Origin of the sequence: Pseudofrankia sp. EUN1h (genome assembly GCF_001854645.1) — a bacterium.
GTDB classification, from domain to species: domain Bacteria; phylum Actinomycetota; class Actinomycetes; order Frankiales; family Frankiaceae; genus Pseudofrankia; species Pseudofrankia saprophytica.
In genome coordinates this window covers 64,151-86,407 of record NZ_MBLN01000045.1, presented here as the reverse complement: position 1 = coordinate 86,407, position 22,257 = coordinate 64,151, and the positions used below count along the sequence as shown (strand labels likewise).

At 73.6% G+C, this 22,257-nt stretch carries 18 protein-coding genes; 15 read left to right on the top strand and 3 right to left on the bottom strand.

Annotated elements, in window-relative coordinates; genetic code table 11:
• The first annotated feature begins 87 nt into the window (after nucleotides 1-87).
• The 9 genes from phnG to phnN are packed head-to-tail and all read left to right on the top strand — an operon-like array spanning nucleotide 88 to nucleotide 7,475.
• Nucleotides 88-618, top strand: coding sequence for a phosphonate C-P lyase system protein PhnG (gene phnG, locus BCD49_RS11455; protein ID WP_007513360.1), 531 nt, complete (start codon nucleotides 88-90; stop codon nucleotides 616-618).
• Nucleotides 615-1,283 carry a phosphonate C-P lyase system protein PhnH gene (gene phnH / locus BCD49_RS11450; RefSeq protein WP_007513358.1) on the top strand — a complete coding sequence of 223 codons (669 nt, stop codon included), beginning with the start codon at nucleotides 615-617 and terminating at the stop codon, nucleotides 1,281-1,283. Before phnG ends, phnH begins: the two co-directional genes overlap by 4 nt.
• Nucleotides 1,284-1,287: 4 nt before the next feature.
• Nucleotides 1,288-2,481 (top strand): carbon-phosphorus lyase complex subunit PhnI, encoded by a 1,194-nt coding sequence (locus BCD49_RS11445; RefSeq protein WP_007513357.1) that lies wholly within the window; start codon nucleotides 1,288-1,290, stop codon nucleotides 2,479-2,481.
• Nucleotides 2,478-3,380, top strand: coding sequence for an alpha-D-ribose 1-methylphosphonate 5-phosphate C-P-lyase PhnJ (locus BCD49_RS11440; protein WP_007513355.1), 903 nt, complete (start codon nucleotides 2,478-2,480; stop codon nucleotides 3,378-3,380). The genes BCD49_RS11445 and BCD49_RS11440 overlap by 4 nt, the downstream gene beginning before the upstream one ends.
• Nucleotides 3,377-4,156, top strand: coding sequence for a phosphonate C-P lyase system protein PhnK (gene phnK / locus BCD49_RS11435; RefSeq protein ID WP_007513353.1), 780 nt, complete (start codon nucleotides 3,377-3,379; stop codon nucleotides 4,154-4,156). Before BCD49_RS11440 ends, phnK begins: the two co-directional genes overlap by 4 nt.
• A 7-nt stretch (nucleotides 4,157-4,163) precedes the next feature.
• Nucleotides 4,164-4,910, top strand: a complete 747-nt coding sequence (phnL, locus tag BCD49_RS11430; protein WP_007513350.1) for a phosphonate C-P lyase system protein PhnL — start codon at nucleotides 4,164-4,166, stop codon at nucleotides 4,908-4,910.
• Nucleotides 4,907-5,701 carry a DUF1045 domain-containing protein gene (locus BCD49_RS11425; RefSeq protein ID WP_007513349.1) on the top strand — a complete coding sequence of 265 codons (795 nt, stop codon included), beginning with the start codon at nucleotides 4,907-4,909 and terminating at the stop codon, nucleotides 5,699-5,701. The genes phnL and BCD49_RS11425 overlap by 4 nt, the downstream gene beginning before the upstream one ends.
• Nucleotides 5,698-6,873, top strand: coding sequence for an alpha-D-ribose 1-methylphosphonate 5-triphosphate diphosphatase (locus BCD49_RS11420; RefSeq protein ID WP_007513346.1), 1,176 nt, complete (start codon nucleotides 5,698-5,700; stop codon nucleotides 6,871-6,873). Before BCD49_RS11425 ends, BCD49_RS11420 begins: the two co-directional genes overlap by 4 nt.
• A 29-nt stretch (nucleotides 6,874-6,902) precedes the next feature.
• Entirely contained in the window at nucleotides 6,903-7,475 is a 573-nt protein-coding gene (phnN, locus tag BCD49_RS11415) for a phosphonate metabolism protein/1,5-bisphosphokinase (PRPP-forming) PhnN (RefSeq protein WP_007513345.1), read from the top strand.
• A gap of 21 nt (nucleotides 7,476-7,496) precedes the next feature.
• Here the strand turns inward: phnN and BCD49_RS11410 are convergent, their stop codons facing one another.
• Nucleotides 7,497-8,396, bottom strand: a complete 900-nt coding sequence (locus BCD49_RS11410) for a hypothetical protein (protein ID WP_007513342.1) — start codon at nucleotides 8,394-8,396, stop codon at nucleotides 7,497-7,499.
• A complete protein-coding gene (locus tag BCD49_RS11405) occupies nucleotides 8,393-9,733 on the bottom strand; it encodes a hypothetical protein (protein ID WP_007513341.1) in 1,341 nt (446 codons plus the stop codon). Before BCD49_RS11405 ends, BCD49_RS11410 begins: the two co-directional genes overlap by 4 nt.
• 26 nt (nucleotides 9,734-9,759) lie before the next feature.
• On the opposite strand from BCD49_RS11405, the gene BCD49_RS11400 reads away from it, so the two are divergent.
• The 4 genes from BCD49_RS11400 to BCD49_RS11385 all read left to right on the top strand — a co-directional run bounded on the left by BCD49_RS11400 (nucleotide 9,760) and on the right by BCD49_RS11385 (nucleotide 15,615).
• A complete protein-coding gene (locus tag BCD49_RS11400; RefSeq protein ID WP_007513339.1) occupies nucleotides 9,760-10,863 on the top strand; it encodes an AAA family ATPase in 1,104 nt (367 codons plus the stop codon).
• On the top strand, nucleotides 10,860-12,089 hold the full coding sequence (locus BCD49_RS11395; RefSeq protein WP_007513337.1) for a vWA domain-containing protein: 1,230 nt from the start codon (nucleotides 10,860-10,862) through the stop codon (nucleotides 12,087-12,089). Before BCD49_RS11400 ends, BCD49_RS11395 begins: the two co-directional genes overlap by 4 nt.
• Before the next feature lie 324 nt (nucleotides 12,090-12,413).
• A complete protein-coding gene (locus BCD49_RS11390) occupies nucleotides 12,414-13,883 on the top strand; it encodes an amylo-alpha-1,6-glucosidase (protein WP_106410573.1) in 1,470 nt (489 codons plus the stop codon).
• A gap of 463 nt (nucleotides 13,884-14,346) precedes the next feature.
• Nucleotides 14,347-15,615, top strand: coding sequence for an RNA polymerase sigma factor (locus BCD49_RS11385; protein ID WP_007513335.1), 1,269 nt, complete (start codon nucleotides 14,347-14,349; stop codon nucleotides 15,613-15,615).
• A gap of 78 nt (nucleotides 15,616-15,693) precedes the next feature.
• Here the strand turns inward: BCD49_RS11385 and BCD49_RS11380 are convergent, their stop codons facing one another.
• The gene (locus tag BCD49_RS11380; RefSeq protein WP_007513334.1) at nucleotides 15,694-17,688 is read right to left on the bottom strand and encodes an acetoacetate--CoA ligase; all 1,995 of its coding nucleotides are present in this window, start codon (nucleotides 17,686-17,688) and stop codon (nucleotides 15,694-15,696) included.
• A gap of 244 nt (nucleotides 17,689-17,932) precedes the next feature.
• Between BCD49_RS11380 and BCD49_RS11375 the strand changes: the two genes are divergently transcribed.
• Together BCD49_RS11375 and BCD49_RS11370 are read left to right on the top strand one after the other, a co-directional pair.
• Entirely contained in the window at nucleotides 17,933-19,270 is a 1,338-nt protein-coding gene (locus BCD49_RS11375) for an acetoin utilization protein AcuC (RefSeq protein ID WP_007513333.1), read from the top strand.
• A 68-nt stretch (nucleotides 19,271-19,338) separates the two neighbouring features.
• Nucleotides 19,339-21,987 (top strand): bifunctional acetate--CoA ligase family protein/GNAT family N-acetyltransferase, encoded by a 2,649-nt coding sequence (locus BCD49_RS11370; protein WP_071041469.1) that lies wholly within the window; start codon nucleotides 19,339-19,341, stop codon nucleotides 21,985-21,987.
• Nucleotides 21,988-22,257: the final 270 nt, after the last annotated feature.

Sequence of the window (22,257 nt, the reverse complement as noted above, 5' to 3'; positions counted from 1 at the left end):
TCGCCGCTTATACGTCATGGCGCCAAGGTCCCGTGTTGKGGTAACGTCAAGTTGTCTAGATAGCTGGACAACTTGACGGAGGATGCTGTGACACCACAGACGCTCCCGACTGAGGCCCCCGGCGACACTGGGACCCCCGGCGAGGCCGTGGCCCCCGATGAGGCCGTGGCCGCCCGGCAACGGTGGATGCGGACGCTCGCGATGGCCGGCCCGGCCGACCTCGACGCGGCCTGGCGGGGCTGGGCACCGAAGCCAGCCGTGCAGGCGGTCCGCGGCCCCGAGGCAGGCCTGGTGATGGTGCGGGCGCGCGTCGACGGCGGCGGGGCGCGCTTCAACCTGGGGGAGGCCACCGTCACCCGGGCCGCCGTGCGCCTGCACGGCGAGCCGCTGGCCGCCGACGCCATCGGCACCTCCTATGTCCTCGGCACCGACCTCGAGCACGCGCGGCTCGCGGCCATCTTCGACGGCCTGCTGGCCGACCCCGGGCAGCGCGAGCGGGTCCTGGCAGAGGTCATCGCGCCGCTCGAACAGGCGCATGCCGAACGCGACGACATCCGTGGCGCAGAGGCGCGCAGCACGCTCGTCGACTTCTTCTCCGTCGCCCGGGAGCACGAGTGACCCCGGCCGCGCTGCCCGCGCCCGGCTTCGCCGACCCCACGCGTGACGCGCAGCGCGCCTTCCGTGCCGTGCTCGACGCGCTCGCCCACCCCACGCGCCCCTACCCGCTGGCCGGACCGGCCGAGCCGCCCGCCGCGCTCGGCCAGGGTCTCGCCGCCGTCGCGCTGGCCCTGCTCGACGAGGACTGCGCCGTCTGGCTCGGTGGCGCGCTGGGCCACGACGCCGAGACCGCCGCCTGGCTCGCGTTCCACACCGGCGCGCGTCGCGTCGCCGACCCGGCCGCGGCCGGCTTCCTCATCACCGGCCCGGACGCGCTGCCGCCGCTCGCCTCGCTGGCGCTCGGCACGGATGAGGCGCCGCACCTGTCGGCCACGGTCGTCCTGGACATCCGCGGCTGCGCCGGGCCCGCCCGGTTCACCGCGCGGGGGCCCGGCATCGACGGTCACGCCACGCTCGCGGCCCCCTGGGCTCCGGACGCGTTCGCCGAGGCCTGGCGCCGGAACACAGAACTCTTCCCGCGCGGCGTCGACCTGCTGCTGGTCGACGCCGGGACGGTCGCCGCGCTGCCCCGCACCACCCGCCTTACCGCCGCCGTCGCCGCGGACACCGAACAGGCCGCGGACACCGAACAGGCCGCGGACACCGATACCGAACGGGAGGCCTGAGCCGATGTACGTCGCGGTCAAGGGCGGGGAACGCGCCATCGCCAACGCCCACGCCCTGCTCGCCAAGGAGGGACGCGGGGATCCGGGCCTGCCGCGCATCGAGCTGGCCGCCGTCGCCGGCCAGCTCGGAGTCCTGGTCTCGCGCGTCATGACGGAGGGGTCGCTGTACGACCCCGAGCTGGCCGCGCGCGCCATCCTGCAGGCACAGGGCGACGTGCTCGAGGCCGTGACGCTGGTGCGCTCGTACCGCACGACCCTGCCGCGCTTCGGCTACACGCTGCCGGTGGACACGGCTGGGCTGCCGCCGCAGCGCCGCATCTCGGCGACCTTCAAGGACCTGCCCGGCGGCCAGCAGCTCGGCGCAACCTTCGACTACACCCACCGGCTGTTCACCGACCGCGACACCGCGGGCCCGCGGACCGGGCGGGAGGCCGGGCCACGGCCGGAGATGCCGCGCGTGACCGACCTGCTCGGAGCGAGCGCGCTCATCGAGCCCGACCATGCCGGCACCGGCACCGGCACCGGCACCGGCACCGGCATTGGCACCGGTGACCCGGAGCCGGCTGACCTCACCCGGGAGCCCGCCGTCTTCCCGATGAGCCGGGCCGAACGGCTGCAGGCACTCGCCCGCGCCGACGAGGGGTTCCTGCTGGCGCTGGGCTACTCGACTCAGCGTGGCTACGGGAGCACGCACCCGTTCGCGGGAGAGATCCGCGTCGGCGAGGTCGAGGTCGAGTTCGAGGCACCCGAGCTCGGTTTCGCGGTCCCGCTGGGCCGCCTCGAGGTCACCGAGTGCCAGATGATCAACCAGTTCCAGGGCAGCGCCGACACCCCACCGCAGTTCACCCGTGGCTATGGCCTGGCCTTCGGCCGCGGCGAGCGCAAGGCCATGTCGATGTCGCTGGTCGACCGGTCGCTGCGCGCCGGCGAGTTCGGCGAGCGCGTCGTCGCCCCGGCACAGGACGAGGAATTCGTGATCAGCCATAGCGACAACGTCCAGGCCACCGGCTTCGTGGAGCACCTGAAACTGCCGCACTACGTCGACTTCCAGGCCGAGCTCGGGCTCGTCCGCCGCCTACAGGCCGAGTTCCGTGAGCGGGCCGCCGCCCGGCCGGCCTCCCCGGCGCCAGCCGGGGCGGACCCCGCTGACGGGACCCCCGCCGGCCAGGCACTCAGCCTCGCGGAGGCAATGGCATGACCGGCGGACTCGGCGGATACAACATCGGCTACCTCGACGAGCAGACGAAGAGGATGATTCGTCGGGCGCTGCTCAAGGCCGTCGCCATCCCCGGCTTCCAGGTGCCGTTCGCCTCACGCGAGGTGCCGATGCCGCGTGGCTGGGGAACCGGCGGCGTCCAGGTGACCGCCGCGATCATCGGGCCGGACGACGTGCTCAAGGTCATCGACCAGGGCGCGGACGACACCACCAACGCCGTGTCGATCCGCTCGTTCTTCGCCGCGGTCGCCGGGGTGCGCACGACGACGCGCACCGACGAGGCCAGCATCATCCAGACCCGCCACCGCATCCCGGAGACGCCGCTGGGCGAGGGGCAGACGATCGTCTACCAGGTGCCGGGCCCCGAGCCGCTGCGGTTCCTGGAGCCACGTCTCACCGAGACCCGCCGCCTGCACGCGCTGGCGGACTACGGACTCATGTACGTCAAGCTGTACGAGGACATCGCCAAATACGGCCACTTCGCGACGACCTACGACTACCCCGTCATGGTCGCGGGCCGCTACGTCATGGCACCGTCCCCGATCCCCAGCTTCGACAACCCGAAGATGCACCGCAACCCGGCCCTGCAGCTGTTCGGCGCCGGGCGCGAGAAGCGCATCTACGCCGTGCCGCCCTACACGGACGTCGAGAGCCTCGGCTTCGAGGACTACCCCTTCGAACCACAGCGCTTCGACGAGCCCTGCGCGATCTGCGGCTCCGTCGGCGTCTACCTCGACGAGGTCATCACTGACGACGTGGGCGGCTCGATGTTCGTCTGCTCCGACACCGACCACTGCGAGCGTGCGGCAGCCGGCGCGGCCGCGGCCGGCGCCGACACGGCCGACACCCAGGCCGCCGGCACCGAAGCGGTGACCGCATGAGCGGCGCGCAACCCCTGCTGGAGGTCCGCGACGCGGGCCACCGTTACAGCGACCGCTGGGGCTGCCGTGGCGTCGACCTCGACCTGTGGCCCGGTGAGGTGCTCGCCGTGGTCGGCGAGTCGGGATCCGGAAAGTCGACGCTGCTCGGCACGCTCTCCCAGCGCCTCAGCCTGACCGAGGGCAGCATCCGTTACCGCGCCGCCGACGGCGAGGTGGCGGATCTGTCCGAGATCGGCGAGAGCGCGGTGCGCCGGCTGTGGCGCACCGAATGGGGCTTCGTCCACCAGGATCCCGCCGACGGGCTGCGCATGCACGTGAGCGCGGGCGGCAACGTGGGCGAGCCGCTGATGGCGACGGGCTGGCGCCACTACGGGCGCATCCGCGCCGCCGCCGCGGAGTGGCTGCGGCGGGTGGAGATCCCCGCCGACCGCATCGACGACGCTCCCGTCACCTTCTCCGGCGGCATGCGCCAGCGCCTGCAGATCGCCCGCAACCTGGTGGTCTCGCCGCGGCTGGTGTTCATGGACGAGCCCACCAGCGGCCTGGACGTGTCGGTGCAGGCGCGCCTTCTCGACCTGATTCGCTCGCTCGTCGCCGAGCTGGGCCTGGCCGTGATCATCGTGACGCACGACCTGGCGGTGGCCCGGCTGATCTCGCACCGAACCCTGGTGATGAAGGACGGCCGCGTCATCGAGTCCGGCCTGACCGACCGGGTGCTCGACGACCCCCAGGCCGCCTACACCCAGCTCCTCGTCTCCTCGATCCTCCAGGGGTGATCAGACCATGGCTGTCCCAGCGGCTGCGGCCCCGCCGATCCTCGCCGTCTCCGGCGTCGACAAGACCTTCACCATGCACCTGCAGGGCGACCAGCGCCTGCCCGTGCTGCGCGGGCTGACCTTCGAGGTGCACGCCGGCGAGTGCGTCGCGCTCGGGGGAGTCTCGGGCGCCGGCAAGAGCTCGATCCTCAAGATGGTCTACGGCAACTACGCCGCCGACCGCGGCAGCATCGTCCTGCGCCGCCCGGGCGCCACTGCCGACGGCGGCGTCATCGACATCGCCGCCGCCGACCCGCGCCAGGTTCTCGGCGCCCGTCGCGACACGATGGGTTACGTCAGCCAGTTCCTGCGCTGCGTGCCACGCGTCGGCGCCCTGCAGGTCGTCGCCGAGCCGCTCGTCGAGCGCGGCGTGCCCGCGGCGCGGGCACGCGAGCGAGCGGCGGAGTTGCTCGCCCGGCTCGCCATCCCCGAGCGGCTGTGGAGCCTGCCGCCGGCCACCTTCTCCGGCGGCGAGCAGCAGCGGGTCAACATCGCGCGTGGGTTCGTGACCGAGCTGCCACTGCTGCTGCTGGACGAGCCCACCGCCTCGCTCGACGCGCGCAACCGCGACGTCGTCACCGAGCTGATCCGCGAGAAGCGCGCGCGGGGCGTCGCGATGCTCGGCATCTTCCACGACGCGGCGGTGCGCGAGGCGGTCGCCGACCGCGTCCTTCCCGTGGAGATGTTCGCCCCGGCCGTCGGGGCGGCGGCGTGACCGCACGGTTCGCGATCTACGCGGCGCCGGGCACCGGTCCGACGGACGCCGCGGCCGTGGCGCTGCGCGAGAAAGCCGAGCGGTGGCTGGGCCGCGCCGTCTCGGGGGAGCCGGTCACACCCGGCGTCCCCGCCGGCTGGACCCGCGAGACGGTCGACGCGATGACGGTCGACGCGCGCCGATACGGCTTCCACGCCACGCTCAAGGCGCCGTTCCGCCTCGCCGAGGGCCGCACGCCCGACGAGCTCGACGCCGCGTGCGCGTCCTTCGCGGCGGGGCGGGCCGGCGTGACGATCCCGCGGCTGTCTCTCGCGCGCCTCGGCAGCTTCTTCGCCCTGGTACCAGGGGCGGAAGCGGCGGAACTGTACGCGCTCGCCGACGACGTGGTGACCGGTTTCGACGGCTTCCGCGCCCCGGCGACCGAGGCCGAGCTCGCCCGCCGCAAGCCGGCCTCGCTCACGCCGCGCCAGCGCGAACTGCTGGGGGCCTGGGGCTACCCGTACGTGCTCGACGAGTTCCGTTTCCACCTCACCCTCACCGACGGCATACCGCCACGACGGCAGCCGGACGTGGAACGCGCCCTGAGCGGCTGGTTCGCCGCCTCGCTCGGCGCCACCGTCCGCATCGATGCGCTCGCCCTGTTCACGGAGGCCGAGCCCGGCGCCCCGTTCGCGCTGCACGCGGTGCATCCGCTGCGGCCGATCCCCGCTTCCCCACCTGTTTGCGCACCCGGATCCGAACCCGCACCCGTACCTGCCGAAGTCTCCACAGTCAGCGAAGGAACGAGATGACGCGCGAAACTGTGCTCCGCAACGCCCGCATCGTCCTGCCCGAGGAGATCCTGCACGGCTCGGTCGTGATCCGCGACGGCCTGATCGCCGGCATCAGCTCGGGCCAGACCGGCGTCGGCGAGGACCTGGACGGCGACTACCTGCTGCCCGGCGGGGTCGAGCTGCACACCGACCACCTGGAATACCACTTCTCCCCGCGGCCGGGCGTGCGGTGGGACCCGCTGCCCGCCGTGCTCGCCAGCGACGCGCAGCTGACGGCCGGCGGCGCGACCACGGTTCTCGACGCGGTGCGCATCGGTGCCGGCTCATCCGGCAAGAGCGACGTGGCGACAGAGCATGCCCGGCACCTGGCGGACTCGATCGAGCTGGCGGCCGACGCGGGCCTGCTGCGTGCGGAGCACGCGATCCACGTGCGCTGCGAGGTGTCCGCCGAGGACTGCCTCGACTCGTTCGGTGTGTTCGTGGACGACCCGTATGTGCGGCTGGTCTCCCTGATGGACCACACCCCCGGCCAGCGCCAGTACGCGGACATCGAGGTGTTCAAGCGGTACCAGGTCGGCAAGGGCAACATCACGGAGGCCGAGTTCGACGGCTACGTCGGTCCCCTCATCGAACGGTCGGCGCGCTACGCCGACGGCCACCGCCGCGCGATCGCGGCGCTCGCCGCCGAGCGCGGGATCCCGCTGGCCACCCACGACGACGCGACGGCCGACCACGTCGCCGAGTCGGTGGCTCTCGGGGGGTGCATCTCCGAGTTCCCGACCACCGTGCTCGCCGCCGCCGAGGCCGTGAAGCGTGGCCAGCAGATCGTCATGGGCGCCCCCAACATCGTCCGCGGCGGCAGCCAGTCGGGCAACGTGGCCGCGGCCGAGCTGCTCGAGCTCGGGCTGCTGCACATCCTCTCGTCCGACTACGTGCCGTCGAGCCCGCTGCAGGCCGTCTTCCAGCTGGCCGCCGACGGCGCGATCGGGCTGCCCGAGGGCGCGGCGCTGGTCAGCGGCAACCCGGCGCGGTCGGTCGGCCTCGACGACCGCGGCGAGATCACGGTCGGCAGGCGCGCCGACCTGGCGCGGGTGTGCGCACACGACCTGCCGGGGACCGAGCTCCACCCGCGAGGGCTGCGCGTGCCCGTCGTCCGCGGCGTGTACCGCGAAGGGCAGCGGGTGGCGTGAGCGCGGCGGCGGAGCGAACTCGAGATGCGGTGAGCGAGCCGATCGGGCCCGGCGCGTTCGTCGCGGTCGTGGGTGCCAGTGGCGTCGGCAAGGATGCCCTGCTGTCGTATGCCCGCGAGCATTCCGGTGACCTCGCCCGCTTTCCCCGGCGGATCATCACCCGCCCGCCGGGGCCCGGGGAGGACCACGAGCCGGTGAGCGAGGAGCTGTTCGCCCAGGCCCGCGACCGCGGTGACTTCGCCGTGTACTGGCAGGCGCATGGCCTCCGTTACGGCATCCTGGCGTCGGTCGACGCCGAGGTACGCGACGGCCGCGTCGTGGTCGTCAACGTCTCCCGCGCCGTGATCGACGAGCTTGCCGGCCGCTACCGGCGGCTCGTCGTCGTCCGGGTGACCGTGTCAGCGGAGGTTCGCGCGCGGCGACTGCGCGCCCGGGGCCGCGAGCCCGAACCCGGTATCGGGCAGCGCCTGGCCCGCCAGGACCCGGCCCCGGGCCACCGGGTCGACGCGGTGATCGAGAACGACGGCACGCTCGCCGAGGGCGGCGCCCAGCTGGTGCGTGTCATCAACGACGCGGCGGCCCGCCCGGCGGCCGCCCGCTGAACGGCCCGGAACCGCGCGCCGTCACCAGGTGCGGAGGGTGACCTTCTGGGGCTGGCCGAAGTCGGCGGCGACGGTGGTGAAGGTCCAGTCGCCGGGCGGGCCGGGCTGGGCGGTGAGGCAGAAGCGGCCGGCGAGGGTGGCGAAGCCGCGGGCCCAGACGTCACGTAGCCAGCTGAACGGCAGCTCGATGGCGATGACGCCGTCGGTTCGGCGGGCGGCGGCTGGCGAGGCGGCCAGGCGGACGTCGAGTGTGGCGCCGCCGCCGAGCCATCCGCGGGCGGCGGTCAGCGCACGGCCGTACAGGGCGGCGTGCAGCGCGGGGAGCGCCGCGGTGACCCGCGGGTCGTCGTCGGCGATCCGCTGCGCCCAGGTGGCGACGACGGTGGCGACGAGCCGGTCGGGCAGCGCGCCGGGTAGCCGCAGCAGCATGGGGAGCGGCTCGTCGTTCTGGTGTGGTCCCGGGCCTGAGACGCCTCCGTGGCTGAAGCCGCCGCCGTAGAAGAAGTGGCTGTGGCTGACGAAGGCGCCCTGGCCGCCGGACACCGCGCCGGGCCACGGCGGGCCCGGCGGCGCGGGCCATGGGCCTGGCGACCCGAAGGTGGCCGCGACAGCTCTGGCTGGGACATTCAGACCACCAGGCCCACCTGTGACCCCGATGGCTCGGGGGTCGAGGTGGTCGGCGGCGCCGCGGCTCGCGAGCAGCAGTACGTCGAGATCAGCGCGGTGGCGCTGCCAGGCGTCGAGGATCTGGATGCAGGGCATGGGCTGACCGCCGAGCGCGGCGAGCGTGCGTTCGCCGTCGGGGTCGTCGTGGTCGGGCGTGCCGAGCTCGCCCTCGGACCACCGGAGCCGGTGGTTGGCGTCGCCGCAGAGGATCGTCTCCTCGAGGGGTGTCAGGCCGGCCCACCAGGAGGGTGTCACCGCGCGTCGTCCCAGGTCAGGGGCACGGCGATGACGGCCCGGGCCCGGTCGGTGGTGAGGATGATGTCGAGCCGCGTGGCCTTCGGGTCGAGCGCCGGCCAGAAGCCGAGGGTGCCGGAGACGATGCCGCCGCCGCCGCTCCAGCTGCCGAACCGGCCCAGGTGGACGTTGCCGCGGTCGTCGAGCGCGGAGAACGTCACGAAGACCTGGTCGAGGGTGGAGCCGCCGGCCATGCCGACCTCGAATGGGCCGGAGAGCTCGACGTCGCACTGGAATCCGGCATCGGTGGAGGTGAGGTCCATGAGGACGGCGCTGACCTGGTCGAACACCGGTGTGGCCACGCCGACGAACAGGGTCCCCGCCGGCCCGCCGGTGTCGCCGCGGCGGGCGAGCAGCGAGCGCCACGGTTCGGTCGCCCCCGGGGGCGGCGGGACGTGTGGCGGTGCGGGCGGTGGGGCCTGCCTCCGTGCGGGCGGCGGGGCCTGCTGCCACGCGGGCGGCGGGATGAGCTGGCGGCCGACCTGGGTGAGCGCCTCGTGGACCGCGTGGGTGGCGGCGATCGCGGGATCGGCGGGATCGACGAGGCCTGCGGCGGTCAGGGCCTCGAGGGCCTCGGGCAGCGAGCGGGACTGGGGACTCCTGAAACCGGTTCCGGCCAGGCACTGGGCCAGGTAGCGCTCGACCGCGTCGGCCTCGGTGAGGTCCTCGATCGTGACCATCCGGTCGCCCAGGCTCGGGCCGAGCTCGACGCGCTCTCCGTAGAGCTCGATCCAGGTGGTGTCGGGCGCCAGCGCGGGCCGCAGCGTCAGGGACCCGCGCCACTGAAGGGCCGTGCCGCCGCCGGAGAACTCCGACGAGGTGACCGTGTTTCCGTAGTCGTCGGTCACGGTGATCGAGGGCACCCCGGTGACGCCGATCGGCATGGCCGCTGGGCGGCCCCCCACGTGGGGCGGGACCTGGGCATTCGATCGGAAGATGATGGCGAGGCGGGTCTCGGCCTGGCTGAGGATGACGTAGCGGATCTCCAGATCACCCGTCGGCTGCCTGATCACGCGGTGGCACAGGGCGATCCGGCGAGGCCCCTGAGCCGTGGCCGAGGGTGGCCCGAAGGCCGAGGGTGGCCCGACGTGAGCTGGCCCGCCCAGGCCACGCAGCGCGCGGACGCGGGCGTAGTCCTCGACGACGCGGCGCGCCACCGGGGCGGCGACCGCGCCGACGGTCGCCAGGGCCCGGGCCTGCTCGACCAGCGGGTCACCGTGCGGCTGCTGGTTCCCACCGGAGAGCAAAGCTCTCTCCCCGAGCAGGCGGAGGTAGAGCTCACCGTCAAATCCGTCCACTTCGGAAAGCCTGCCACACTGCGGATGTGAGTGGTCAGTCCTCCGTAACCAAGGCGCTCGGCCTCGCCGTCGCGGCCAGGGTCCCCGTGCTGCTCTGGGGTCCTCCCGGCACGGGCAAGACCTCGGCGGTCCGGGCGATGGCCGAGGCGGCGGGCTGGCCATGCGAGACGGTGATCTCCTCGATCCGGGAGCCGTCGGACTTCGCCGGGCTGCCGATCGTGACCGGCGTCGACGGGACGGCCCGGGTGGAGTTCGCCCCGCCCCGGTGGGCATCGCGGCTGGTCGGCGCCGGGCACGGGCTGGTGTTCTTCGACGAGATCTCCACCGCGCCCCCGGCGGTGCAGGCCGCGCTGCTGCGGGTCGTGCTGGAACGCACCGTCGGTGATCTCACCCTGCCCGCCGAGGTCTCGGTGGTGGCCGCGGCCAACCCGCCGGAGCAGGCCGCCGACGGCTGGGATCTCTCCGCGCCGCTGGCCAACCGGTTCTGCCATCTGGACTGGCCGCTGGACGCGCGCGCCGTGGCCGACGGATTCGTCGGCGGCTGGCCGACCGTCCCGCCGCCCCGGTTCGCCGCCGACTGGGCCGAACGGATCCCGGTGGCCCGCAGCTGGGTGGCCGGGTTCCTGACCGTGCGACCGGAGCTGACCATCGCCGTGCCCGAGGCGGCCGTGACCGCCGGCCGGGCGTGGCCGAGCCCGCGGACCTGGGAGATGACGGCGCGACTGCTCGCCGCCGCGCGGTCCTGCGACGTCGACGACACGGTCGTCTCGCTGCTGGTCCGCGGCTGCGTCGGGCCGGGCGCGGGGGCGGAGCTCCTGACCTGGCTGGTCGAGGCGGACCTGCCCGACCCCGAGGCGGTGCTCGCGGACCCGGACTCGTTCGTGCTGCCCGAGCGGGGTGACCGGGCCTATGCGGCGCTGTCCTCGATCGCGGCGGTGGTCGCCGCGGACCCGAGCTCGGGGCGTTGGGAGCGGGGCTGGCGGGCCTTCGGGCGTGCCGCCGGCGCGGCTCCCGACGTCGCCGCGGCCGCCGCCCGCACGCTGGTCCGCTGCCGGCCGCCCGGCGCCCCGGTCCCGCCCGAGGTGGCCGCGTTCGCCCCGCTGCTGCGCGAGGCCGGCCTGCTGGGATGAGCACCCTGGCCGGGCCGGAACGGACGAAGATCGCCGCCGCGCGGGTCTGGGCGGTCCACCGCCAGCCTTACCTGGCCAGGGCGCTGTTCGCCTGCGCCGTGGAGCCTGCGCCCGGAAGCGGCACGATAGCCGTCGACCGGGCGTGGCGGCTGCACGTCGACCCGGACCTGCTGGCCGGCTTCGATCCGGCCGAGCTTGGCCGGCTGTTCATCCATCTCACCAGCCACCTGATCCGCGATCACGCGGCCCGCGCCGAGGCGAACCGCGTCGCCGAGGACGAGAGCCGCGCCCGCTGGAACCGGTGCGCCGACGCGGAGATCAACGACGATCTCCAGGTCGACGGCTGCCGGCCGACCGTGGCCCCCGACCTGCCGGCGGATCTCGGCGCCTCGGACGGGTTGCTCGCCGAGGCCTACTACCAGGTAGCGGCGGACGGGCCCCGGCACTGGGACTGCGGGTCCGGAGCCGATGCCGGGGACCGGCCCTGGGACGGCCAGTGCGATGGTTCGCCCGGACCGCGCGACGGCTCGCCCGGCGGGCTCTCGGGTCCGCAGGGTGACCTGCTGCGGCTCACCGTCGCCGCGGACATCCAACGGCAGCAGGGAACCGAGCCGGGCACGGTCGCCGGCGGCTGGCTGCGGTGGGCCGAGGCCGTGCTGCCCTCCCGGGTCGACTGGCGACGGGCGCTCGCCGCCGAGATCCGCTCCGCGATCAGCGCCGCGGCCGGCGCGGTCGACTACAGCTACCGCCGGCCGTCCCGGCGGGCCCGTGCCGTGCCGGGCGTCGTGCTGCCCACGATGCGGCGGCCCGTTCCCGAGGTGGCGATCGTGTGCGACACCTCGGGCTCCATGCATGACGGCCTGCTCGCGCGGGCGCTCGCCGAGATCGACGGCATTCTGGTGCGAGCCGGGCTACGCGCGGACGGGGTGCGGGTGCTCGCGGTCGACACCACCGTGCACACGCTGCGACGGGTCAGCCGGGCCGGTCAGGTCCGGCTCGCCGGCGGGGGCGGCACCGACATGGGCGCCGGCATCGCCGCCGCCGCGGCGCTGCGGCCCCGCCCGTCGACCGTCATCGTGCTCACCGACGGCTATACGCCGTGGCCAGACCGGCCCCCGCCCGGGATCCGCGTCGTCGTCGGCCTCCTGCGTGACGGCGCCCAGCCCGGCGGCCACGGGAACCCGCCCGCGTGGGCTCGCGCGGTGGTCATCGAAGCCGAGGCCTGACGGTCCTGACGGTCGGGGCGCGGGCTTCCCGCCCAGGCGCGCGGGCGGGCCGGCGCGCCCGGGTCCGCGACGGGTACGCGACAGGCGCGTGACGGGTGACCGAAAGGACGATCAGGCATTGGCGGGACAAGTCGTTGGGGAGCGCGCCTATCCGGATACGGATCAACGTGAGCGGGCGAACCAGATTGGCCCGTTCACGACCGAATCCGCTGTTTTGTCCTGATGGACGCGGAACTGGTCCGGACGGGGAAGGAAACTCCGCGGCTGTGGCGCTTCTACCGGGTACGAAGCGTCGGCGCAACAGAAGGTCGATACCCTCGCACGATGCCTGTTCCGACGTCCCCCGGTGCCCCCGTTCCCACGCTGTCTCCTAGCCTGCAGGCCCTGCGCGCGACCGCGCTCGAGGTACTGCACGGAAACGACCTCGGCGACGTCACCAGGCCATCCCCCACCCTCTACCCACACCAGTGGCTCTGGGACTCCTGCTTCATCGCGATCGGGCTGCGGCACATCGACGCCGAGCGGGCCGCCGCCGAGGTGCTTTCCCTGCTGCGCGGTCAATGGCCGAACGGCATGATCCCGCACGTGATCTTCGCCGAGGTCGACGACTTCTACCACGCCGGCCCGCAGCGCTGGCGCTGCGACCGGTACGTGACGACGGCATCGGGTGCGCAGAGCACCGGCATCACCCAGCCGCCGATGATCGCCGAGGCCGCCGTCCGCGTGGGCGAGATGCTGGACCCGAAGGCCCGCGCCGACTTCTACCGCGCGCTGCTTCCCGGCCTGATCCGCTTCCACCAGTTCCTGCACACCGAGCGTGACCCCGACGACGACGGCCTCGTCACGCTGGTGCACTCGTGGGAGTCCGGGATGGACAACACGCCGCCGTGGATGGAGGCCACGCTGCCCATCACCCCGCGCCGGGTGAAGGTGCTGCGCCGGCTGGGCACGGCGGAGGCACTCGACGCGCTGCGCCGGGACGCGAAGGAGGTGCCGGCCGAGGAGCGGCTCACCTCGGCGGACCTGTTCACGCTGTACCGCGTCGTCCGGGAGCTGCGGCGGTCGTGCTACTCGTTCCGCAGCATCCGGGAGACCGACGTGCCGCTGGTCCAGGACGTCGCGTTCAACGCGATCCTGGTGCGGGCCAACGACCACCTCGTCGAGATCGCCGCCGAGGTGGGGGTGAAGCTGCCGAAGCAGCTGACCCGCTCGATGCGCCGCTGCCGGGAGGCGATCGAACGGCTCTGGTCGGAGTCGACGTACTACAGCCGGGACTTCCGCACCGGCGAACTGCTGCTGCATGAGACCGTCGGCGGTTTCCTTCCGCTGTACGCCGGCGTCGTTCCCGATGACCGGGTCGACGGCCTGGTGAAGGCCATGACGTCGCCTCGGTACTGGCCGCGGTACGGCGTGGCTAGCGTGCCCGCGGACGACCCCGCCTTCCTGCCGCGCTGCTACTGGCAGGGCCCCGCGTGGATCAACATCAACTGGCTGCTCGCCGACGGCCTGGAACGGTACGGCCGGCTGGACGCGGCCCGGGAGCTACGAGCGGGCATCCTGAACCTGATCTCGGGCTCGGGCCAGATGTTCGAGTACTACTCGCCGCTGGACGGCACGGGCGCGGGCAGCAACAGCTTCTCCTGGACGGCCGCGCTGCTGGTGGACCTGCTGGCCCGGCCGGACCTGCCGGAGATCGAGGCCACCGCGGCGCGCGCGGCCTCCCGGCTGGGGGTTTCCGGGGTGCCGGACGCCCGGCGCGCCAGCGACCAGCTGCCTTCGCCCCCGATCGGCTAGCTCCCCTCGGAGGGAATCCGGGCCGCGGGCCTATGGCGTGTCGCAAAGATGTGGCGTGGGTCACGCCGATTGGCCCGATTAGGCCCGGCGCGCCGGGTACTCCGTCTGGGTCGGGCAAGGGGATGTCCCGAGGGAGGGTCGGGCCGCGCGGCGTGATGTGGGTTTCTGCGCCGAGGGTATTGGCCTTACTTCGTGGCGTTACCTAAAGCAGCCCGAGGAGCGCTGGCGCCGGGGAAGTGCTACCCAGATAGTTGGTTGTTCTGACCACAGGTGCCGATCTGCGGGGTAGTCTTCGCGACAAGCGGGTTCAGTGCCCCGAGGGTGAGGGTCTACACTGCGGCGTAGGCCCGGCGTTCACTGCCGTCCGGCTGTGCCTGCGCGGGGAATCGGTTCGCGTCGTCAGACGTTACCTCCACGTGCAAGGACGACGACCCACCCGCACCGACCTTCGGATCTATCACTGATGACGCTGCCTGCTCTGGACCTTCACGACGACGCCCCGCGCGCGCGTACCAGCGCGCGGCGCCCGCGTCGGTCGACTGCTGCCCGTTCTTCCTCCGGCCGTACCCTGACGGCGGTCGCCGAGGACATCGATGAGCTCGACGTCAGCGCGGTCGCCGACCTGATAGCGCGCGGCCGTGAGTCCGGCGAGGTCAGCCGGTCTGAGCTGCGCGAGGCCCTCGAGTCCGCCGATGTCGGTACCGAGCTTCTGCCGGCGCTGGTCGCTCGGCTGACGGCCGCCGGCGTCGACGTCCTCGAGGAAGAGGAGGGCGAACGCGCCTCCCAACCCGCGGAGACCGGCCGGACGACGACCGAGCATGCGGGCACCGCCGACCTCGTGCGCATGTACCTGCGCGAGATCGGTCGAGTCCCACTGCTCAACGCCGCCCAGGAGGTCGAACTCTCCAAGCGCGTCGAGGCTGGGCTGTTCGCGGAACACAAGCTGGCCACGGCCGAGGAGCTCGGGACCGACCTGCGTCGGGACCTCAAGCAACTCGTCCGCGACGGCGAGGCCGCGAAGCAGCAACTCGTCTCGGCGAACCTGCGTCTCGTCGTCTCGGTCGCGAAGAAGTACAGCGGCCGAGGCATGACGCTGCTCGACCTGGTTCAGGAGGGCAACCTCGGCCTGATCCGCGCCGTCGAGAAGTTCGACTACGCCAAGGGTTACAAGTTCTCCACCTACGCGACCTGGTGGATCCGTCAGGCCATCGGCCGGGCGCTCGCCGACCAGGCTCGCACCATCCGCATCCCGGTCCACGTGGTCGAGCAGATCAACAAGATCACTCGACTGCAGCGACAGCTGGTCTCCACGCTCGGCCGTGAGCCGACCGACGAGGAGCTCGCGCTGGAGCTGGACATGCCGCTCGAGCAGGTCGTGGAGCTGCGCCGGTACGCGCAGGACACGGTCAGCCTGGAGACCGGCGTCGGCGACGACGGCGACTCCGTGCTCGGCGACTTCATCGAGGATGCCGACGCGACCTCGCCGGCGGACGCCGCCTCGTACGGCGCCATGCAGGACGAGATCGACAACGTGCTCGGCAACCTGTCGCCGCGCGAGCGCGAGGTGATGCGGCTGCGGTTCGGCCTCGCCGACGGCAAGCAGCACACCCTCGCGGAGGTCGGCAACCGCCTCGGCCTGACCCGCGAGCGGATCCGCCAGATCGAGCGCGACACCCTCCGAGAGCTCCGCAAGCCGGCCGTAGCCGGCCGCCTGCGCGAGTTCTTGGACTAGTCAGTTCTTAGATCTGGTCAAGGAAGTAGAAGGCCCGCCCCCTCGTCGGGGGCGGGCCTTCGTCGTTGTGCGGGGTACCTAGCGGATGAACGGCGCCAACGCCTCCGGGTTCGCGACCGCCGCGAGGCTTACGGCTCGGTCCAGGGGGACGCCGGTCAGGAGGCGCTTGACGGGGACCTCGAGCTTCTTGCCGGTGAGGGTTCTGGGGATGTCCAGGACCTCGATGACGCGGTCGGGGACGTGGCGAGGGGAGAGCTCGGCACGGATCTCGGCCTTGAGGGCCTCGCCCAGCGCCGGGGTCAGGCTGCCGCGCCTGGTCGGGACGACGAACAGGAACAGCTGACCGCTCTGGCCCGGACCGGAGGTGTCGACGACGAGGCTGTCGGCGATGCCCTCGAACCGCTCCACCACCCGGTACAGCTCCGCGGTTCCGAGCCGGACGCCGCCCCGGTTCAGCGTCGCGTCCGAACGGCCCTCGATGACGACGGCCCCGCCCAGGGTGAGCCGGGCGAAGTCGCCGTGYCGCCACACGCCCGGATACATCGAGTAGTAGCTCTCCCGCAGCCGGGAGCCGTCCCGGTCGCCCCAGAACAGCAGCGGCATCGACGGCATCGGCGCGGTCACCACCAGCTCGCCGACCTCGTCGACGACCGGCCGGCCCTGCTCGTCGAAGACGTCCACGGCGCAGCCGAGCGCGCGCAGGCCGATCTCGCCGGCGCGTACCGGCATGGTGGGCAGCGCCGCGGCGAGCGGCCCGCACACGTCCGTGCCGCCGCTGATCGACGTCAGCAGGATGTCCGGCTTCACCGAGTCGTACACCCAGGCGTAGCCGTCGGTGGACAGCGGCGAGCCGGTCGACCCGAGCGTGCGCAGCGTCGACAGGTCGGCGACCACGCAGGGGGACAGCCCCCGGCCGAGGCAGCTGTGCAGGTACGCCGCCGACACGCCGAGGCAGGTCAGGCCGATCGCCTCGACCAGCCGCCACAGGGTCGACAGGTCCGGAAAGCTGGGACTGCCGTCGTAGAGCACGATCGTCGACCCGACGAGCAGGCCGGAGACGAGGAAGTTCCACATCATCCAGCCGGTGGTGGTGAACCAGCAGAAGCGGTCATCCGGGCCCAGGTCCAGCAGGAGCGCGAGCGACTTCAGGTGCTCGAGCAGGATCCCGCCGTGGCTGTGCACGATCGGCTTGGGCAGCCCGGTGGTGCCGGAGGAGTAGAGGATCCACAGTGGGGCGGCGAACGGCATCGGCTCGAACTGGGGCACCTCCTCCAGGCCGATGACCAGCTCGTCCCACCAGGTCATCCCCGGCAGGTTCAGCCGCTCGGCGCGCTCGACGACGTCGGCGGCCACGTACGGGACGACGACGGTCGCGGCCAGGCCGGGCAGCACCTCGACCAGCTCGGCGATGTTGTTCAGGATGTCGTGCGGCGTTCCGTTGTAGGCGTAACCGTCGACGACGACCAGCACCTTCGGCGCGATCTGGCTGAACCGGTCCGCCAGCCCCGACGGGCCGAAGTCCGGCGAACAGCTCGAGAAGACCGCGCCTATGCTCGCGGTGGCGAGCATCAGGATCACCGTGTGGGCACAGTTCGGCAGGACCGCGGCCACCCGGTCACCGCGGTGCACCCCCAGGCGGCGCAACCCCGCGGCGCACCGGGCCACCTGGCGGCGCAGCTCGTCCCAGGAGATCACGACCGTCGCCGCGTCCTCCCTGACGGCGATCAGCGCCGGCCCCGGGCCGCGCCGGCTCAGGGCGTTCTCGGCATAGTTCACCTTCGCGCCAGGGAACCAGACCGCGCCGGGCATCCGCGCGTCGGCCAGCGCGGGGCCTTCGCCTCGCTGGCCGCGGACGCCGCAGAAGTCCCAGATCGTGTCCCAGAACGTGCCGGGCTCGGAGGCGGACCACCGCCACAGCTCCTGCGGGCCGGCGAACGACAGGCCATGCTCGGTGGCGAGGAACTCGAGGTAGTGCGTCATCCCGGCGTCGCGTACGCGTTCGGCCGACGGCTCCCACAGCAGCGTGCCGGCCCGCACCACCTCGGTCGTGCCCTCGTCGGAGGTCTGCGCCATCTCGTTGCCCGCCACGTGACCTGACCCTAGTCAATCGGCCTGGGCATTCCACCCCTACCACCACGTGACGGTCGATGACCGCGATGGGGACCACCCGGCGAAACCGGTCGGTGGCGCGGCGCCGCACGGGGTGCCGAGGCGTCCCGGACCTCCCAGGCCGCGGACCTCGCGGCGGACCTCTCGGACCGGGTCTCGCCGATGCCGAAGGCCGTCGCGGGGCGGACCGGCGGGCTACCGTCTTCCCATGGAGACGATCGGCGGCGCGAGCGACGGCTCGGCGCGCAGCGCCGCCGGGCTCGGCGGCGGAACCGAGCCCGGCCAGGCTGGCGGGACCGGCCAGGCTGGCGAGCCCCGCCAGGACACCCTGGTGGTCTGGGACGAGGCGATGCTGGGCTACGACTTCGGCCCGCACCACCCGCTACACCCGGTGCGCCTCGCGTTGACCATGGACCTGGCGACGCGCGCGGGTGTGCTCGCGTCGCCGGGGATCGTGACCGCCGCCGGTTCGCTCGCGTCCGACCAGCTGATCGAGCTGGTGCACGACCCCACCTACGTCGCCGCGGTCCGCCACGTGGGCGCCCCCGGTGCGGGAAACCCACGGCTGGCCGCGATGTTCGCGCTAGGCACCGCGGACAACCCCGTGTTCCAGCGCATGCACGAGGCGGCCGCCGCGGTGACCGGCGGAACGCTCGACGCCGCGCGGGCGGTCTGGTCGGGTACCCACCAGCACGCGGTGGCGCTGGCGGGCGGCCTGCACCACGCGATGCGCGCCGGCGCGAGCGGGTTCTGCGTCTACAACGACCCCGCGGTGGCGATCGCCTGGCTGCTGTCGGCCGGAGCCCGCCGCGTCGCCTACGTCGACATCGACGTGCACCACGGCGATGGTGTGCAGGCCGCGTTCTACGACGACCCGCGGGTGCTCACGATCTCGCTGCACCAGACGGGCCGTAGCCTCTTTCCCGGCACCGGGTTCCCGGACGAGGTCGGGGCCGGGGACGCCGAGGGGACCGCGGTCAACGTGGCGCTCCCGCCGGGCACCGACGACGCCGGCTGGTTGCGGGCGTTCTCGGGGGTGGTGCCGGTTCTGCTGCGCCAGTTCCGGCCGGACGTGCTGGTCACCCAGCACGGCTGCGACACCCACCGCCTCGACCCGCTCGCCGACCTGAGGCTGACCGTCGACGGCCAGCGGGCCTCCTACCTGGCGCTGCACGACCTGGCGCACGAGGTGGCCGGCGGGCGCTGGCTCGCCTGCGGCGGTGGCGGATACGCGCTGGAGACCGTCGTGCCGCGAGCCTGGACCCACCTGCTGGCGATCGCGGCGCACGCGCCCCTGCCGGTGGACCGCCCGCTGCCGGAACAGTGGCGCGAGTGCGCGCCTGGCCGGGTGGACGCGGCCACGCTGCGCCCGCCTGGGCGGGGCGTGGCGATGCCGGCGGCATTCGGCGACGGCGGTGGCCCGGTCACCCACCACCCGTGGGACGCGGGCGAGGGCGACCCGGACGACGCGCTCGACCGGGCGGTCGCGGCCACTCGCCGCGAGGTGCTGCCCCTGCATGGCCTCGACCCGCTTCGTGACCGTTAGCGACACCGTGGTCAGCGACACCGTGGTCACCGGCGCCGTGGTCAGCGATCTCGTGGTCGGCGGACACCGTGGCTGACCAGGCCGCGCTCCCACCGGGGTACCCGGCGGGCTGGGAGGCCGACGTGATCCTCTCCGACGGTGGGACCGCGCACATCCGCCCGATCCTGCCGTCCGACGGCCCGCGGCTGCTGGCCTTCTGGGACCGGCTGTCGGAACGTTCGATCTACCTGCGGTTCTTCGGGGTGCGCCGGCGGCTCAGCCCGGCCGACGTGGACCGGTTCACGATCGTCGACCAGTCGGTGCGCGGCGCCCTCGTCGCGCTCATCGGCGCCGAGCTCGTCGCCCTCGCGCACTGGGAGGGCGTGCCTGCGGCCGAGACGCCGGCCACGCCGGCCACGCCGGCCGCGGTGGCGGACGAGGCGCCCCGAGGCGGGCCGCTCACCCGCCCGGCCGCGGGCGCCGAGGTGGCGTTCCTCGTCGAGGACGCCCAGCAGGGCCGTGGGCTCGGCTCCGTGCTGCTCGAGCACCTCGCCGCCGCCGCCTGGGAGCGTGGCGTCCGCCGGTTCGACGCGGAGGTGCTGGCCGAGAACCAGACGATGACCCGGGTCTTCCTCGACGCCGGCTACAAGGTGTCCAGGACCTGGGATTCCAGCGTGATCCGGCTGTCGTTCGACATCGCCCCCACCGAGAAGTCGGTGGACGTGATGCGGGCCAGGGAGCACCGGGCCGAGGCCGCGTCCATCGGACGGCTGCTGCGCCCGCGCGCCGTGGCGGTGATCGGCGCCTCCCGCCGCGCCGGCGCGACCGGCAACGCGGTGCTGCGCAACCTGCTGAACGGCGGGTTCGACGGCCCGGTCTACCCGGTGAACCCGGTGGCGGCCGCCGGGTCGGGCGCCGYCTCGTCGGTCCGGGCGTTCGCCAGCGTCGAGGACGTCGACGGCCCGGTGGATCTCGCGGTGCTGTGCGTGCCGCCGGCCGAGGTCGACGAGGCGGTCGCGGCCTGCGGGCGGCACGGCGTGCGCGGCCTGGTGGTGATCACGGACCTGCGCGACGAGCCGGCGGAGGCGACGCTCGCGGCCGCCGCCCGAGCCGCGGGCATGCGGGTGGTGGGGCCCGCGAGCCTGGGAGTGCAGAGCCCAGCGGCGGGCCTGAACGCCTCGCTGACGACCCAGATGCCACCTCCTGGACGGATCGGCTGTTACTCCCAGTCCGGGCCGCTGGGGACCGCCATGCTGACAGCCGCGGAGACCCGCGGCCTGGGGATGTCGGTGTTCGTGTCCGCCGGGGACCGCGCCGACGTCAGCGGCAACGACATGCTGCAGTACTGGGAGGACGACCCGGCGACCGACGTCGCGCTGCTGCACCTGGACACGTTCGGCAACCCGCGCAAGTTCGCCCGGCTCGCCCGCCGGGTCGGGCGCTCGCTCCCGGTCGTGGTCGTGCGCGCCGGGCGTTCGGAGCTGGACGCGGCGCTGCTGCGGCAGGCCGGCGTGATCGCCGTCGACCGGGTCTCGGCGGGCTTCGACGTCGCGCAGCTGCTCGCCAACCAGCCGCTGCCCAGCGGCGACCGGGTGACCGTCATCGGCGACTCGCGCGCGCTGGTTCGCCTCACGGTCGAGGCGGCCGAGGGTGTCGGCCTGTCGGTCGAGTCCGTCCTGCTCAAGCTTGGCAGCTCACCGGAGCTGCACGCCGAGGCGATGCTGTCGGCCGCCGAGCGGTCGGACGCGCTGATGGTCACCGTCGCCCCGCTGCCGCCGCTGCCGGTCGCCCCGCTGGCCACGGCCGTCGCCGCCGTCGCCGCGCGGCTGGACATGCCGGTGCTGGCCAGCGTGCTCGGCGGCGCGCCGATACCCGAGCTCGGCGCGGTGCCGGCCTATCCCTCGCCGGAGGGGGCCGTGGCGGCGCTGCGCCGGGTGGTGGCGTACGCGGAATGGAGGTCGCGCCCGCTGGGCGCCGTTCCGGTCCTCGACGTACGGGTCGACGCGGCCAGGGCACTCGTGGGCGGCCGGGTGGGCTGGCTGGACGACGCGCAGAGCGCGGCGCTGCTCGGCTGCTATGGCGTGCCCGTCGAGCCGGTGATCCGGGCGGAGAACGAGGACGCCGCGGTGAGCGCCGCCGACCGGCTGGGCTGGCCCGCGGTACTCAAGGCCAGGTCACGGCCCTACCGGCACCGGCCCGAGCTCGGCGGCCAGCGCCTCGCGCTGCCGGACGAGACGGCGATGCGGGCGGCCTGGGCCTCCCTGCGCGCCCAGCTCGGGCCGGACGTGCCGCTGGTGGTGCAGCGGATGGCGCCCGCCGGTGTGGCCGTCGTGCTGGGCTCCGAGGAGCACCCCCGCTACGGGCCACTGGTGTCGTTCGGCCTGGCGGGGCCGGCGATGGACCTGCTCGGCGACCGGGCGCACCACATCCTGCCGCTGACCGATGTAGACGCCGACCGGCTGCTCGGTTCGGTGCGGGGGGCTCCGCTGCTGTCCGGGTACCGCGGCTCACGGCCGGTGGACGTCGCGGCGCTGCGGGAGACGGTCCTGCGGGTCGCCCGGCTCGCCGACGACCTGCCCGACGTCGCGCGGCTCGTCCTGGACCCGGTGATCGTGTCGGCCCAGGGCGTGACGGTGCTGTCCGCGGAGGTGATCGCGGGGCCGCCGCGCCGGCGCGCCGACGCCGGCCCGCGGCGGTACTGGACGGCACCCGCGCCCGGCGCGGGTGCCGCCTACTGACGCTGTCCGCTCAGCTCACATCGCCAGCTCATATCGTCAGCAGGGTCACACTCGATGGTGCCGCTCGCACCCGCGGCCACATCCGGCGCGGATTGTGACCTGGGCATGTCGCCGCGGATACATGATGGTGCTATTCGGCGCAAACCGGTCGTCGGCAGGGGAGACGTGGGTGGGCTGACGGGCCGATCGAGCGTCCAGGCGCCCGTCGAGAGGGCGTTTCCCGCCTTGCCGGGGCGCCAGGGTTCGGCCCGGTTCCACACAACATGTTCC